The sequence below is a fragment of the Streptomyces sp. NBC_00466 genome (assembly GCF_041433995.1).
Classification (GTDB): Bacteria; Actinomycetota; Actinomycetes; order Streptomycetales; family Streptomycetaceae; genus Streptomyces.
Genome location: NZ_CP107896.1, coordinates 3,852,705 through 3,867,365 on the forward strand (window position 1 = coordinate 3,852,705; position 14,661 = coordinate 3,867,365).

The following is a 14,661-nucleotide window of genomic DNA, read 5'->3' on the forward strand; positions in this document are numbered from 1 at the left end:
TCAGCTCCGGCGCACCTGAGCGCCCCGGCCCGCCGCTCCGGCCAGCCCCTTGCCGGCGTCCCAGACGACGTCGCCGCGGCTGATCGTAAGGGTGACCCGGGCCCCCGGGGCGTGCCCGTCGTACGGGCTCCATCCGGCGTTCGAGTGCAGCTCGGACGCCTCGATCTGCCAGTCGGGGGAAGGGGTGAGAACCATGATGTCCGCATCGTAACCGGGGGCGAGCCGACCCTTGCGGCCGCCGAATCCGTACCGGTCCGCCGGGTTCTCAGTGAGCGCCGCCACCGTGCGGGAGAACTCCTTGCCCGCGCCGTAGCGGCGCAGACAGGCGCCGAGCGTGGTCGAGACCAGGGTCTCGGTGCCCGGGGTGCCGGAGCTGTTGTCGAGGATCCGCTCGTGGTCCTTGAGCGAGCTGGGCCACGGGGCGTGGTCGGAGGAGATGACCGATGCGGTGCCGGAGATGACCGCCTGCCACATGGCCTCGCGGTCGGCGGAGCCGCGCAGCGGCGGGTTGATCTTCAGCCGGCCGCGCTGCCGCACCATGTCCTCCTCGGTGAGCAGCAGATAGTGCGGGCAGGTCTCGAAGGTGACGTCGACGCCCTGGCCGCGGTACCACGCCACCAGGTCGGCGGACCGGCCGGTCGAGAGGTGGCACAGGTGGAGTGCGTTGCCGCGGTCGGCGGCGATCTCCATGGCGGTGAGCACTCCGAGCGTCTCCGACACCGGCGGGCGGGTGCGTCCGTGCACCCGCGGGTCGGTGGAGGCCTGGTTCGAGCCGTCGGCCAGCAGCGCCTTGATGATCTCGTTGTTCTCGGCGTGCGTGCACAGCGTGGACCCGGCCTCGCCCACCGCTGCGGCCACATCGAGCAGTTCGGCGTCGTCGATCCTGGGAAAGCGGAACGGGTCGGTGTCGAAGAGCGAGACCTTGAACCCGACCACGCCGCCCTCGACCAGCTCGCCGGCCCGGCGCCACCCGCCGCCGGGCTCCAGCGTCCCGAGGACGGCGACATCGATGACCGCCTCGTCGGCGACCTTCGCCAGCTTCGCCTCCAGCCGCTCCCGGCTGTTGACCGGTCCCGTCCCGTCGAACGGCATCTCGACGATGGTGGTCACACCGCCGGCCGCCGCCGCGGAGGTGGCGGCCCGCAGCCCCTCCCCGGCGTGGGAGTACGAGTGCACGTGGGCGTCCACGGCACCGGGCAGGACGAAGGACTCGCCGACATCGATCACCCGGGCACCGCCGGGGCAAGCACCGTCTCCGGGTGCGACATCGCCGGGAACGACGGCACTCACCGTGCCGCCCTGGATGAGGACCCGTCCGTGCTCGAAGGTGCCCTCAGCTGTCTCTACAAGGCCGGCGACCACCGTCGTCCGGAATGCCTGTTCGGAACCGATCATGCGGCGCAGACTATGGAGCGGTTTCCGTACCGGGACAGCGGATTCTCGCGGAATGGGAATCCGGTCGGGGGCCCCGCCGGCCCCGGTGAGCGACAACCGCAATCCGGCTCGGCGGCTGGGCAGCTCGGCGGCTGGGCAGCTCGGCGGCTCGGCAGCCCGAACGACGTGACCCTGGCCGGTCACGTCGTTCCCCGTTCCCCTCCCGCCGAGGACGACGATGCGTCGCTGATTCAGTGACCGCCTCGGGGCGCGCCGCGCAAGCCCCAGAGCGTCGGGGACGGCCGCACCATGTCGCTCAGGCCGTCGTCCGCCAACCACTCCCGCACCCGGTCCAGCGTCTCGCGCGGCGGGACGGCGAGCTCGTTCCCCACTGCGCGGTCGCCCGGCTTCGCTGTCGCGTCCATGCCGACCTTCGTCACGGTGCCGTCCTGCTGCATGGGCACGTTGCGGTCGCACGGAACGGCCGGCACGAGGACGAGGTCCCTCTCCCAGCGCATTCGGCTGGTGCGGGCCCAATGGACGTGTTCGGCATCCCAGACGTCGATGTCGGAGTCGACGACGGTGACCTGTTTGATCATGCTCACGGTGGCGAAGCAGCCGAAGATCGCGCGTTTGGCCTGCCTCCGCTGTTCCGGCGGGAGGGCGACGACGACGTCCACCCGCCCGCCCCCGGAGAGGGTCACCGCGAGATCGGTGGCCCGACAGCCGAAACCGCGCAGCGCATGGCGCAGACCGGCGGCGATCGGCAGCGCACCGAGAAAGGAGTGCTCGGCGGCGAAGCCCGGGAGGACCACCTGGACCGAGGCATCGGCCCGCCTGGTCACCGCGGTGACCTCAAGCGTGCACCCGTCGCCGTAGTCCTCGTACATGCCGTGGTATTCGCTCACCAGCCCCTCGTGGACCGGCCGGTCGACCCGGAGTACACCTTCTACGACCACCTCCGCGTCGGCGGGTACGAGCACCTCGCTCGTCGTGGCCTTGACGACTCGTACGGGTTCACCCAGCAGTCGACCCGCATGTTCCAGTTCGTCGTCCCCGAGGCCGAGATAGAAGCAGGCTGCCAACTGGATGGCCGGGTGGCTGCCCAGCGTGACCGCAACGGGCAGGCCACGCGCCGCGGTTGCCGCCGAGCGGGCGAGGGCGCTCAGGTGGTGGTTGGGGGCGATTCCGACGAACCCGGTCGTCTGTTCCAGCGGCTTGATCCGGGCGTAGGAGGCATTACGGGATCCGGTGACCGGATCGTGAGCGACGATCATCCCCGCGGTGATGTACCCGCCGGAGTCCTTTTCGAAGAACGTGGGCGTGACGACCTCGCGCCAGACGTCCGCCGCAGGAAAGCGGAGCTCCTGGCAGGGGGCAACCGTGACCTCCTCGGTCGGCTGCCGGGAAGCGATGGCGTCGGACAGCGCGTCGAGGATGCCGGCCTTCGGCACCCCCAGCGCGGCCGCGATCCGGTCACGGTCGGTCAGCAGATTGCCGACGACGGGCAGTGCTGAGCCCGTGACGTTGTTGAACCGCACCGCGGGGCCCCGGTCGAGGAGCGTGAGCACGCTGCCGAGTTCGAACCGGGCGTCGACCGGCCGGTCGATGTCGACGAGTTCCCCGCGGCGCGCAAGGGTTTCGAACAGGCCGCGCATCGACTGGTCGCCGTCATGCCGTGAGCCGGCCCGGTCCGGGGTGTCCGGACTTGTCGAATCGTCTCCCATGACCGCGTCCTCCGAAAATCGTCCATACCGCGCGCAAGCCGGTCGATCCGGCCCGACCAGCGTTGCGATTCTCAGTCTCGGAGACGAACCATTCCACTGGATTCCTGATCTACGGGAATCAGGTTGCCGCGCCGTCGGCAGGGTGCCACCTCTGCGTGCCACGGAAGCGCCGGACGGTCACCCATCAGGGCAGAGACCATCGCAGTACCAGCAGGATTCAGTCGCGGGGGAAGTCGCCGGTCTCCAGGGTGAGGCCGACGGCGGTGCCGGTGAGGTCGATGGGGTAGCCGAAGTCCAGGGTCACCGTGCCGTGGTACTCGTCGTCCTTGGGCAGTGTGTGCAGATGCCACCTGCCGGTGTACGGATCGGCGATGACGTACACCGGAACGCCGGCGGTGGCGTATGCGGCCTTCTTCGGCCCGTAGTCGTTGGCGGCGGTGTTCTTGGAGATCACCTCGGCGACGAACTCGATGTCCTGGTAGCGCCAGTGCCCCTTCTCGTCTTTCACGGCGCCCTCCACGAGAGCGACGACGTCCGAGGCGAAGCCGTTCAGTAGCCCCGGGAAGTCGATGCGTACATCGGACTTCACCCGCTGACGCGGGTACACGGCACGCAGCTGCTCGACGATGTCCAGGATGATGTCCCAGTGCGTGTCCCGCTGCGGTGACATGAAGATGTTCCCCCCGACGATCTCGACCTTGAATCCCTCGGGGGTCGGCTCAAGCCACTCGAACATCATGTCCAGAGTGCGCTCGTCGCTGGTGTCGGCCATCTCGATCCTGTCGTCGACGACGGTCATCGTGGCGCTCCGTCCCACTGCCGCAGGGTGCGGGCAGTCGCGCGGTACAACGATACGCACGGTGACCGGGATACGCCGGGAACGGACAGCCAGACGGACGGACAGACGGACGGACAGACGGACAGCCAGACGGACGGACAGTCGGCCGGACAGATGGACAGATGGACAGATGGACAGACGGACAGACGGACAGACGGACAGACGGACAGACGGCCAGGTCCCGTTCCACCACCCCACCCGGGACACTGGTTCGCATGAGGCTCTTCGCGGCACTGCTGCCCCCGCACGAGGCGGCCCGTCAGCTCGGGGCGCTGGTCGACCGGGCGCGGGTGCTGCCCGGCGCCGGACGGCTGCGCTGGACCGAACCGCCCGGCTGGCACTTCACGCTCGCCTTCCTGGGTGAGGTGGACGACGACCTCGTCCCCGCCCTGGAAGCACGGCTCGCGCTGACCGCCCGGGACCACGCGCCCTTCGCGCTGCGCATCACCGGTGGCGGCCGGTTCGGGGACCGGGCGCTGTGGGCGGGCGCCGCCGGGGGCGTGGACGCGATGGGGCGGCTGGCCGCCGGGGTGGAGGCGGCGGTGCGGGAGGCGGGCGCACCCATGGAGCGCGAGCACCCGTACGTGCCCCATCTCACCCTCGCCCGCGGCGACGGCCTGACCGCCCTCGGTCCGTACGCGGAGGCCCTGGCCGGCTTCGCCGGCAGCCCGTGGACCGTGCGGGAGCTGGTCCTCGTACGGAGCGGGCGGGAGCCCCGGTACGAGGTGGTCGCCGCCTGGCCGCTGGGGCCCGGCAAGTAACCTCGGAGCGTGGACCCGAAAACCAGGAACCGGATCATGGCCGGTGCGCTTGTGCTGATGTTCGTCGTCGTCGCCGTGGCGGCCGCCGTCGGACAGTGACGGCGGCCGTCGCCGGCTGACGTGCGCCACGCCCGCCCGAGGGGTGCGCCTACCAGGCGAACGGAGGGTGTGCGCCTACCAGGCGAACGCCTCCGGTGACGGGCCAGGACCCGGGAAGATCTCCTCGACCCCGGACACCACGGCCTCCGGCAGCTCCAGCTCGACCGCGCGCAGCGCCGAATCCAGCTGTGCCGCCGTGCGCGGGCCGACGATCGGACCCGTCACGCCCGGCCGGGTCAGCAGCCAGGCCAGACCCACCTCGCCGGGCTCCAGGCCGTGCTTGTCGAGCAGGTCCTCGTACGCCTGGATCTTCGCCCGTACGGCCTGGTCGGCGAGCGCGTCCGCCGAGCGGCCCGACGCGCTGCGCCCGGTGCCGCCGTCCCGCTCCTTGCGGATCACTCCGCCGAGCAGCCCGCCGTGCAGCGGCGACCACGGGATGACACCCAGGCCGTACTCCTGCGCGGCCGGGATGACCTCCATCTCCGCGCGGCGCTCCATCAGGTTGTAGATGCACTGCTCGCTGACGAGGCCGACCGAGCCGCGGCGGGCGGCCAGCTCGTTCGCCTGCGCGATCTTGTAGCCGGGGAAGTTCGACGAGCCCGCGTAGAGGATCTTGCCCTGCTGGATCAGGACGTCGATCGCCTGCCAGATCTCCTCGAACGGGGTGTTCCGGTCGACGTGGTGGAACTGGTACAGGTCGATGTGATCCGTCTGGAGCCGCTTGAGCGAAGCCTCGACGGAACGGCGGATGTTGACCGCCGAGAGCTTGTCGTGGTTGGGCCATGCCTCGCCGTCGGCACCCATGTTCCCGTACATCTTGGTGGCGAGCACGACCTTGTCGCGCCGCTCGCCGCCCTTGGCGAACCAGGTACCGAGGATCTCCTCGGTACGGCCCTTGTTCTCGCCCCAGCCGTAGACATTGGCGGTGTCGAAGAAGTTGACACCCGCGGCGAGCGCGGAATCCATGATCGTGTGGCTGTCGGCCTCGGTGGTCTGCGGCCCGAAGTTCATCGTGCCGAGGACCAGTCGGCTGACCTTGAGTCCGGTGCGTCCAAGCTGCGTGTACTTCATGAGCCTCAGCCAACCGCTTGGAGCGCGCTCGAATCAAGAAGGTGCGGGCCATGTTGGCGTCGGAACCGGTGCCTTGGCCCACCGGATTCTTCAGGCGGGCGTCAGTCGGCGGCGATTTCACCGCCCACTGGACATCAGCACAGCCCACTGGGCATCAGCCAGTGGGCACCGGGTCCCGCTGCGTGGGCCGACGGCCTGCGGCGCTACGCCGTGGCCGCGGCGTCCTCCTCTTCGGTCACCGCCCGCTGGGCCGTGTGCTCGGTCGCCGGGGCGGCCTCGGACATGACGCGCCGGGCGTTCTCCTCCGCGGCGACCTCGTAACGGTCGGACGGGTCGGAGACCTTCAGCCCGTTGCCGTTGTCCGTACCCGCGACGGGGCCCTGCCGCTGCTGGACGACATGCGTGAGTTCGTGCGCGAGCGTGTGACTGTCGCCGCCGCCCTCACCGATGACGATGTGGCTGCCGGAGGTGTAGGCGCGGGCCCCCATCTCCTGCGCCGACTTCTTCGCGATCGCGTTGTCATGGATCCGTACGTCGCTGAAGTCGACGCCGCCGAACCGCGCCTCCATGTCCTGCAGCTGATCGCTGGGAAGGGGCTGGCCGGGCGTGCCCAGTACGTCGTGTGCGGCCATCCGGCGCTGCACCGGAGCCTCTTCCTCCGGCGCGGCTTCCTGGTGACCGCAGGATGCCCCGTGAGCGTGCCGCTGCACCTCCAGCATGTGGGCGACCGCGGCGTTGCCCACGGAACGCTGGAGGGCCATGACGGCCTCCGGCGACTGCCCGCCCGACAGTTGCCCGGCCAGGGCGGCCGCCGCCCCGCGGCTCTCGGGACGCTGCAACGCGGCGGGCCTGCGCTGCTCGCTCCCCTGCCGCTGCGCAGCGTTCACATCCTGCTTCCGCTCGTGCACCACTCACTCCTTCGGTACTTCACGCCGCATGTCAGCTCCCTGTCTAGGCGACATCGGTGTCGGAGGACAAGGGGCGGAAGGGCGTACCGCACGTCCTTGGGGGTACGTCAGGTGGTCCCGCCGGGCAGTTCGTCCTCCGGCCGCCTCAGTTCGGGGGCTGCGAAGGCGCGGTCCGCAGCACCTCCCGCGCGTGGGTGTTCCACTCGCGGAGGATGTCGGACATGGGTATGGAGCCGGGCATGAGCAGGGAGTTGCGGCGGTAGAGCACCGTCTTCCCCTCCGGCTCGCGGTACCGGTTCTGCCAGCGCACCAGTTCGTCCCGGCCGATGGCTGTCTGCGCCGGGTCGGTGTTCAGGAGCCGCTCGACCTGCCCCGCGAGTCGGAGGAACTCGTGGTAGAGCGTGCTGCGCTCTGCGGCCTTCCCCATGTCTTCCTCACAGTTGAGTCAGCGAACTCGCATTCCATTCACAATATCCGCACATGGGTTCGGCGCTCCAGCCGGGCGTCCCCGACCGTCGAGATTGCTGTGCCCGGCCGTCGGAATGAGGCACCGCAATGAGGCATCGCCAGCGCACGCGCGAGAACGCGACATCACTGTCGTCACCGGCTGTTGGTGTCGCGAACCTGCCGGACGCCGCTGGACTCCGTTGCTGGACTGGCACTCACAGGGCGTGTGTTGCTCACCGGCCGCGCACCAGCCGCGCACCGGTTTGCCCACCGGTTTGTCCCCCCCCAGCCTTCCCACCAGTTTTCCCACCACAGGACGGGATTCATGTCCACAGCCGCCAGTACCGAGCCCGACCGGCACGACTCGTCGGATCCTGCGCGCTCGCAGCTCACGCCCCCGCAGTTCACGCCCTCACAGCTCACGCCCCCGCCGTTCACACGCTCGCCGTTCATGGCGTGGCTCGCTGTGTTCTCGGTGACGATGGGGATCTTCGCCATCGTCACGACCGAGATCCTGCCGATCGGGCTGCTGCCGTCGATCGGCTCCAGCTTCACCATCTCGGACGGCATGGCCGGGCTGACGATGGCCCTGCCCGGATTTCTCGCCGCCCTCTCCGCGCCCCTGGTCACCGCCATGAGCGGCCGCACCGACCGCCGGCTGCTCCTGTGCGCGTTCATGCTCCTGCTGACGCTGGCCGACTTCCTGATGGCGGCGGCGCCCGCCTACTGGCTGGTTCTGGTTTCCCGGGTACTCGTCGGCGTCACCATCGGTGGATTCTGGTCGATCAGCGCCGGCCTCGCGGGACGGCTGGTGCCGACCGGGTCCGTGCGAAGGGCAACCGCGGTGATCTTCGCGTCGGTTCCGCTGGGTTCCGTCCTCGGAGTCCCCCTCGGCACGTGGACCGGGCACCACGCGGGCTGGCGGACGGCGTTCGTCGCGATGGGCGTACTCGCGGCCGGGGTACTCGTCATGCTGATCGCCGTGGTCCCGCCGCTGCCGGCCGCCCAGGGCGTACGGATGGACGTACTCGCCGGACTGGCCCGGCAGCCCCGCACCCTTGCCGCACTGGCCATGACCGTCCTCGTGGTGCTGGCCCACTTCGGCGCCTACACGTACGTCGCTCCCTTCCTGTCGACGGTCACCCACGCAGGACCCGGAACGATCACCCTCTTCCTGCTGGCCTACGGTGCGGCGGGAATCGTCGGGAACTTCGCGGGCGGATCGACCGTGGGACGCCATCCACGCGCCACCTTCGCAGCCGCCGCGGCACTGATCTCGGTGGCGACGCTGCTGCTTCCCGTTCTCGGGAGGTGGGACCTGGCGGCGCTCGGCCTGCTGTGTGTCTGGGGCGCTGCTTACGGAGCCGTGCCGGTCTGCTCGCAGACGTGGTTCGCGCTGGCCGTTCCTGATTCGCCGGAGGCGTCCTCCGTACTCTTCACCGCTTCGTTCCAGGCCACCCTGTCCATCGGGGCGCTGACCGGTGGCCTGGTCGTCGACCGTTCCTCGCTGTCGGCGGTCATGACACTCGGTGGGTCAACTGCGGCCCTGATGGTGCTGATGGTCGGCTTCCAGCGACTGCGACCCCGACTGCGGCCCCGACTGTGACGGTGTTTGCGGCGATGTCGATGTGAAGCCCGGCCGACCGCGGCTCCACTGCTTTCGAAGCAGGTCGGGGGCGTGTGCGTCCCTGGGCATCTCCCGGGCAGGGCCCTCCGGAGGTGCCCGGCAGCCGCTGGACTCCGAGGACGTGGACAACGCTCGGCGACCTCGGCCAGGCCGCCTTCTACAGCCGAGCTGACACGTGCAGTGCCGCCGAACGGCGAGGTGTTGACCTCAAGTGCGGTTGAGGCGAAAGGATCGGCGCATGACGAGCCAGTCGGATCACCTCGACATCAGCACTCTCATCAGCCGTCTCTTCCGCACCTTGGACGAGCGGGAGTTCCCGGAGGACTGGGCCCGTGCCTACGTCACTGACGACGTACGGACCGTGACCCCGCTGGGTACTTCCGAGGGCATCGACGCCATGTGGCACACGCAGGAAGCGGTCGAGCGCTACGCCCGTACGCAGCACATGTCCTCCGACGTGCTGGTCCACACCGATGCCGCTTCGGGCAGAACCACAGCGTCGTGGAACGCACTGATGACGCACGTGCACCACGGCTCGACCCTGCGAACGCTCGGCCCGGACACCCTCCCCACCTTCACCGTGGGCGGGGTCTACCGGGCCGAACTGCGCCGGACACCGGACGGCTGGCGCATCGCGCGCATGGAGATCGAGGCAGTCTGGACGACGGGCACGCCACCCCACCTTCCGACGGCCCCTCGGATGCCGGCGTCGTGAGATGCCTCCGCCCTTCGACGTGGATGCCTTCCTCGGCCGGCCGCTCACCGCGCGCGTGGCGACGGACGGACCGACCGTGCGGCCGGTGTGGTTCCTGTGGGAGGAAGGCGCCTTCTGGATCCTGACCGGGCCGTGGACCAAGCTCTTTCACCGAGTGGGCGCCGATCCGCGGATCGCTCTTGTGGTGGACGTGTGCGACGTCGCCACGGGCCTGGTCCGCCAGGTCATCGCCCGTGGCCGGGCTGAACTCGTTCCCTTCGATGTGGCCCGCGGACGCCGGAAGCTGGTCCGCTATCTGGGCCCGGACGAGTCCCGGTGGGACCCGCGCTTCGTCCACTACCTGCACGATGACCCAGCGGAACGCGGCACGGTGTGGCTGCGGCTGACGCCTTCGTCCCTGACGGCGAACGATCTGAGCTATGCGGTCCTGGAGGATGCGGAATCCACACCCCCGCGGCGCGGCGAATGAGTGTCTCCAGCGTGCTCGTTGCCAGGAGAACCACGGTCCGTTGAGACCCGCGTGAGGCCCGTGACGTCAGGACGGTGTCTGAGGCTTGAGCGTCTGGCTACCGCTGTTGGTGTCGTCGTCGCCGACGTACCACTTCCCGTCGATCTTGTTGGCTTTCGCCTTGAACGTGAAGGTCTTCGGGTCCACGTTGTGCGAGCGGGACAGCATGATCGAGCGCAGCGACTTTCCGTCGATCATGATCTTGGCCGCCGGGACGACCGCCTGGTTGCCCTGCGGGGTGGGCACGTTGACCTTCACCGTCGGCCGGCCGGTGGCGTTCTTCGGTGTGAACGCCTTGCTCATGGACGGCAGGCCGACGTTCATCTCCTTCGTGGTCGACGGGTCGTTGCACATCTGCGAGGTCGTGGCCTTCGGCGGAGCCGAGCCGGTGCCCGGCACGGAGGTGAGCTTGCAGACCCGCTTCGCGTCCTTCTCGATGACCGCGTCCACCCAGGCGCCGACCGCGGAGGACACAGTGGACTGGTCGTCCGCCTGTGCGCCGGAGCCGCCGTCCGACGACGCGCCGGAGTTGTCCGATGCGCCCGTCGAGGGGGAGGGGCTGCTGTCCTGCGAGGCGGAAGACGAGTGCGAGTGCGAACCGCCCGAGCACGCCGCCATGAACGGCGCCGCCGCCAGCAGGGTGGCCGCTGCGGCCCAGCCCATGACCCTCTTGTCGGACTCTGGTCGTGCCATAGTTTTTCTACTTCCTTACGCGCGTGGTGTCCTGGTCAGCTCATTGCGGCTATTGCCCCTTCGAGTGGCTGGCACGCAGCTGAGAGCTGAAACGAACGAATATTCAAGACGCTACATCGCCGACTTGAGCGATTTTCAATGCGATCAAGGGCATCTCCCTGCCTTCCTCGGCAACGCCACTCGGCGGTCACGCAAGCCTCACTTGAGCGGCACGAGCGGAACGTAAATGCGTCGACAGCGTCTCTCGGTACCGGCAAAATGGCCGCCTGTGACGAGTAGTGAACTGTGGACCCGTGCGACCGCCGACCGCTACGACGCCGAGGAGGCAGAAACGTCCTCACCCGCCTTTCTCGGACCGACTCTCACCTTTCTGGCAGACCTCGCCGGAGATGGCCGGGCATTGGAATTCGCCATCGGAACCGGACGGGTGGGCGTCCCACTGCGGGAACATGGCGTGCCGGTAGCGGGCATCGAACTGTCCGAGCACATGACAGCGGTACTCCGGCGCAAAATCGACGAGGACAGGCTCCCGGTATCCATCGGGGATATGGCCACCACCGTCGTCCCTGGCCAATTCACCCTGGTCTACCTCGTGTACAACACCATCTCGAACTTGCTCACGCAGGACGAGCAGGTCGAGTGCTTCCGTAACGCCGCACGCCATCTGGAGCCCGGCGGCCGTTTCGTCATCGAGCTGGGTGTGCCGCCGCTGCGATTCCTGCCACCCGGCCAGGTCGCGGTGCCGTTCGACGTCTCTGAGCGCCATCTCGGTTTCGACACCCTCGACTTGGTCGAGCAGCTTCTCGTCTCGCACCACTTCACCCGCGACGGCGACGACGGCCGCTACCGCCGTGGCAGCTCACGGCACCGGTACGCCTGGCCGGCCGAGCTCGACTTGATGGCACGGATCGCCGGGCTCGAACTGGAACGCCGTGTCGCGGACTGGGACGGGGTGCCGTTCACCCAGGACTCCATGAAGCACATCTCCGTGTGGCGCAAGCCGGCCTGAGGCCGAGTCCGAAGTCGTGCTCGGTGCCCCGGCACGCGCCTGACCGTGTTGGAATGCAGGGGGTGGTGGCCCCGGTTCCGACGGGGCCACCACTCTCTGTCCTGTCAGCCCAGTCCTGTCAGGCCGGTCCTGTCGGGCCGGTCCTGTCGGGCCGGGTCAGCGGTAGCAGGTGGTCACGAGGACCGTGTCACCCGCGTTGAGGACCGTCGGGGCGTGCGGCGAGAGCGAGATCACCGCGTCCTCCGGCTGCGGGCAGTCGGCCTTCTTGACCCGGGTGAACTTGGGCGTGAGACCGAAGTGGACAAGCCCCACCCTGGCCCTTGTCGAGGGCGCGCCGGCCAGCGTTTCCCTGGCGATCGTGCCGTCGCTGGTGCGGACGAGGAAGGTGGTGCTGTCGGCGGCGGATGCGGCGGCCGATGCGGTCGGCTTCGAGGTGTGCGAGCTGCTGCCGACGTTGCCGACGGCCAGGGCGGTGCCCGCGCCGGCTACGACGAGGGCGGTGGCGATGCCCGCTATGGCCGTGGTCCGCTTACGGCGGGCGCCGCGCGCGATGGCGGCGGAGTCGAAGGCCGGCGTATCGGTGGTGCGTGCGAAGTCGTTCATGGCGTTCACCAGTTCCTGCTCGAAGGGTGTGCAGCCGGAAGGCTGTGAACCGTGTGAATTCATCAGATTCCCTCCGTGGGCTGCTGTGGTGAAGGGTCGGAGAGTGCGGGGAACTGGCCTCTGAGCTTGTCGATGCCGCGAGCGAGCTGGGACCGCACGGTGCTCGGTGAGATCCTCAGGTCGGCGGCGATCTCGGCATCCGACAGATCGTGGAAGTACCGAAGCACCACGACCGTCCGCATACGCATCGGCAGACCCTGGAGGGCCCGTACCAACTGGTCCCTCGTGTCCACCTGCCCGTACTGGTCCCCGGATGCGGCGCGGTCGTCGCCGTCCTGGTGCGGGACCGTGCGGCGGAATCTCCGCCACCGGTCGTTGGCCAGGTTCACCATGATCCGCCGCACATAGGCGTCCGGAGCGTCCTTGGCGGCGATGGTGCGCCACTTGCGGCAGGCCCGCTCCAGGGTCTCCTGGACCAGGTCCTCCGCTGTCTCGCGGTTTCCCGTCAAGACGAGGGCCCCGCGGAACAGTACGGCCGACCGGGCGACGACGAAGTCATGGAAGTCGTTCTCGGACTCCGACTCCGTCGGTCTGGGTTCGCTGCGTCCGGCGGTACGGAAACCGTGCTCGGTTGCCAGGTCCACATCCCCTCCCTTCCTGTCACCCCTCCTTGACGGGAAAGCGGTCGCGACTGCTGCACGCGCATGGTGAGACCTGGGTCACAGTCCGGGGCGGCTGGAGAGAACAGGCCCGGCCCGTGGGCTGATGCGGACCCAGTCCCAGCAGCGCCCGACCGCGGTGCCCGGGCCGCCGGGGCCTGACACCGGACGGGCAGGGGCCGTGGGTTCTCCACCGCTGTCAGCAGCGCTTCCCCGTCACCGACTTACGCGGCGACCTGGAAGCCACCCATCTCCAGCACCTTGACCAAACCGATCCGCAACAGCACCGAGTCCTCGGCGATCACCACTCGCACGGCAACTCGGCCGCGATGGTCGTCGGTCCCCCGACGGGGCTGCTGACGCGGAAGGTCCCGTCGACGGAGCCGACCCGCTTGGCCAGCCCGCTCAGCCCCGTACCGGCGGAGGCGTCGGCACCACCCAGCCCGTCGTCGGTGACATTCACCCGCAACACCTTCCCGACCCGCCTGACGGTCACCTCGGCACGTGTCGCGTGAGCGTGCTTGGTCACGTTGGCCAGCGCCTCGGATATCACGAAGTACGCGACCGACTCCACAGCGGGCACCACCCGCTCCTCGAGATCGACCCGCAGGCGCACCGGAAGTGGTACCCGGGCGGCCAACCCGGACAACGCCGCGTCCAGCCCTCGGTCTTCGAGGACGGCCGGGTGCAACCCGCGTACCAGATCGTTGAGTTCGGCGATCGCCTCCTTCGCCTCGAGGTGCGCCTCCGCGATCACCTCGCGGTCCTCACCCAGCAGGTCGGGGCGCGCGGCCATGGCCAGGCCCAGGTTGACCGCGAGGGAGACCAGCCGCTGCTGGGTGCCGTCGTGCAGGTCACGCTCGATCCGGCGGCGCTCGGCGTCGACTGCCTCGATCAGGGCGGTGCGACTCCCGGCCAGGTACTCGACCCGCTCCTGGAGCCGCTGGGCCCGGCTGGGCCCGAGCAGCACCAACGCGAATCGCGACTCCACCCGGGCCACCGCCCCCGCCATCCAGGGCACGACACACAGGAGCGCGATGCCGGCCACCGTGTAGCACGGCGTCTGCGTCGCGTAACCGAACCAGTCCTGGCGGACCCCCACCGGCAGCGCCCATATCCAGCCGTAGGCAATGGCGCCCGCAAGGCCCGCAGTCGCCGCCGCGAGCACCAACAGCTCCAGCGCTGCCACCAGCGGGCCCAGGAGAAGGTGGTATCCGAGCTGGCGCCAGACGCGCGTGGAGGAAAGCCGTCGGGCGACTGCCGCCCACGACCACCGCTCCGGCGTGGGCGTCGGCCGAGGGATGTCCACTCCGAGGAGTGCCCGGTGGCGGTACCGCTGAACGGCCGTCAGCACCGGGACACCGAGCAGGATCAGGGCGACCGACGGGGTGAGCGCCAAAGCCCAGTTCCCCGTCTCGGCGGCGGTCGTCGCGCCCCAGGACCACACGGGCACCAGGGCCAGGTGCGGCATGACGCCGGCGGCCAGGAAGCCGGTGTCCCGCCGCGCCCGAAGCGCCGAGCGCCTCAGCACGGGTGGAATCAACATGATCCGACACTAGGACGCCTCGACGGGGGTCTGCCATGAGCCTGGTACCCGAATCCATGGTGGCACCAGTGCCACC

The 14,661-nt window shown here is 69.4% G+C and carries 15 protein-coding genes and 1 pseudogene; 5 read left to right on the plus strand and 11 right to left on the minus strand.

What is annotated here, in order from left to right; all coding sequences use genetic code 11:
- The 3 genes from OG210_RS17265 to OG210_RS17275 form a co-directional block, all read right to left on the minus strand.
- Positions 1-1,395 (minus strand): dihydroorotase family protein, encoded by a 1,395-nt coding sequence (locus OG210_RS17265; RefSeq protein WP_371537495.1) that lies wholly within the window; start codon positions 1,393-1,395, stop codon positions 1-3.
- A 230-nt stretch (positions 1,396-1,625) separates the two neighbouring features.
- Entirely contained in the window at positions 1,626-3,101 is a 1,476-nt protein-coding gene (locus OG210_RS17270) for a UbiD family decarboxylase domain-containing protein (RefSeq protein ID WP_371537498.1), read from the minus strand.
- A 217-nt stretch (positions 3,102-3,318) separates the two neighbouring features.
- Positions 3,319-3,900, minus strand: coding sequence for a Uma2 family endonuclease (locus OG210_RS17275; protein ID WP_328328006.1), 582 nt, complete (start codon positions 3,898-3,900; stop codon positions 3,319-3,321).
- Between the two features lie 254 nt (positions 3,901-4,154).
- Here OG210_RS17275 and thpR point away from each other — a divergent pair, with 254 nt between their 5' ends.
- A complete protein-coding gene (gene thpR, locus OG210_RS17280; protein WP_328328004.1) occupies positions 4,155-4,700 on the plus strand; it encodes an RNA 2',3'-cyclic phosphodiesterase in 546 nt (181 codons plus the stop codon).
- 174 nt (positions 4,701-4,874) lie between these two features.
- Here the strand turns inward: thpR and OG210_RS17285 are convergent, their stop codons facing one another.
- The 3 genes from OG210_RS17285 to OG210_RS17295 form a co-directional block, all read right to left on the minus strand.
- Positions 4,875-5,870 (minus strand): aldo/keto reductase, encoded by a 996-nt coding sequence (locus tag OG210_RS17285; protein WP_328328002.1) that lies wholly within the window; start codon positions 5,868-5,870, stop codon positions 4,875-4,877.
- A gap of 203 nt (positions 5,871-6,073) precedes the next feature.
- Positions 6,074-6,778, minus strand: coding sequence for a DUF4157 domain-containing protein (locus OG210_RS17290; RefSeq protein WP_371537501.1), 705 nt, complete (start codon positions 6,776-6,778; stop codon positions 6,074-6,076).
- Positions 6,779-6,923: 145 nt separating this feature from the next.
- A complete protein-coding gene (locus tag OG210_RS17295) occupies positions 6,924-7,205 on the minus strand; it encodes a hypothetical protein (protein WP_371537504.1) in 282 nt (93 codons plus the stop codon).
- A 471-nt stretch (positions 7,206-7,676) separates the two neighbouring features.
- Between OG210_RS17295 and OG210_RS17300 the strand changes: the two genes are divergently transcribed.
- The 3 genes from OG210_RS17300 to OG210_RS17310 all read left to right on the plus strand — a co-directional run bounded on the left by OG210_RS17300 (position 7,677) and on the right by OG210_RS17310 (position 10,036).
- A complete protein-coding gene (locus OG210_RS17300; protein ID WP_371540335.1) occupies positions 7,677-8,831 on the plus strand; it encodes an MFS transporter in 1,155 nt (384 codons plus the stop codon).
- Positions 8,832-9,090: 259 nt separating this feature from the next.
- Positions 9,091-9,567 carry a nuclear transport factor 2 family protein gene (locus OG210_RS17305; protein WP_371537507.1) on the plus strand — a complete coding sequence of 159 codons (477 nt, stop codon included), beginning with the start codon at positions 9,091-9,093 and terminating at the stop codon, positions 9,565-9,567.
- A gap of 1 nt (position 9,568) precedes the next feature.
- Positions 9,569-10,036: a pyridoxamine 5'-phosphate oxidase family protein gene (locus tag OG210_RS17310; RefSeq protein ID WP_371537511.1), complete on the plus strand. Its 468-nt coding sequence runs from the start codon at positions 9,569-9,571 to the stop codon at positions 10,034-10,036.
- Positions 10,037-10,102: 66 nt separating this feature from the next.
- Here the strand turns inward: OG210_RS17310 and OG210_RS17315 are convergent, their stop codons facing one another.
- Positions 10,103-10,768: a hypothetical protein gene (locus OG210_RS17315; protein ID WP_371537514.1), complete on the minus strand. Its 666-nt coding sequence runs from the start codon at positions 10,766-10,768 to the stop codon at positions 10,103-10,105.
- A gap of 268 nt (positions 10,769-11,036) precedes the next feature.
- Between OG210_RS17315 and OG210_RS17320 the strand changes: the two genes are divergently transcribed.
- Positions 11,037-11,777 carry a class I SAM-dependent methyltransferase gene (locus tag OG210_RS17320; protein WP_328327993.1) on the plus strand — a complete coding sequence of 247 codons (741 nt, stop codon included), beginning with the start codon at positions 11,037-11,039 and terminating at the stop codon, positions 11,775-11,777.
- A gap of 156 nt (positions 11,778-11,933) precedes the next feature.
- Here OG210_RS17320 and OG210_RS17325 read toward each other — a convergent pair whose 3' ends face one another.
- From OG210_RS17325 to OG210_RS17340, 4 genes and pseudogenes are all read right to left on the minus strand, one after another.
- Positions 11,934-12,380, minus strand: a complete 447-nt coding sequence (locus OG210_RS17325) for a hypothetical protein (RefSeq protein ID WP_371537516.1) — start codon at positions 12,378-12,380, stop codon at positions 11,934-11,936.
- A gap of 62 nt (positions 12,381-12,442) precedes the next feature.
- A complete protein-coding gene (locus tag OG210_RS17330) occupies positions 12,443-13,024 on the minus strand; it encodes a SigE family RNA polymerase sigma factor (RefSeq protein WP_328327991.1) in 582 nt (193 codons plus the stop codon).
- A gap of 242 nt (positions 13,025-13,266) precedes the next feature.
- Positions 13,267-13,353 (minus strand): annotated as a pseudogene (locus tag OG210_RS17335) (DNA-binding response regulator); the annotation flags it as partial.
- Complete coding sequence (locus OG210_RS17340) at positions 13,341-14,585, minus strand: sensor domain-containing protein (protein ID WP_371537519.1); 1,245 nt, start codon at positions 14,583-14,585, stop codon at positions 13,341-13,343. The pseudogene OG210_RS17335 and the gene OG210_RS17340, both read right to left, overlap by 13 nt.
- Between the last annotated feature and the right edge of the window lie 76 nt (positions 14,586-14,661).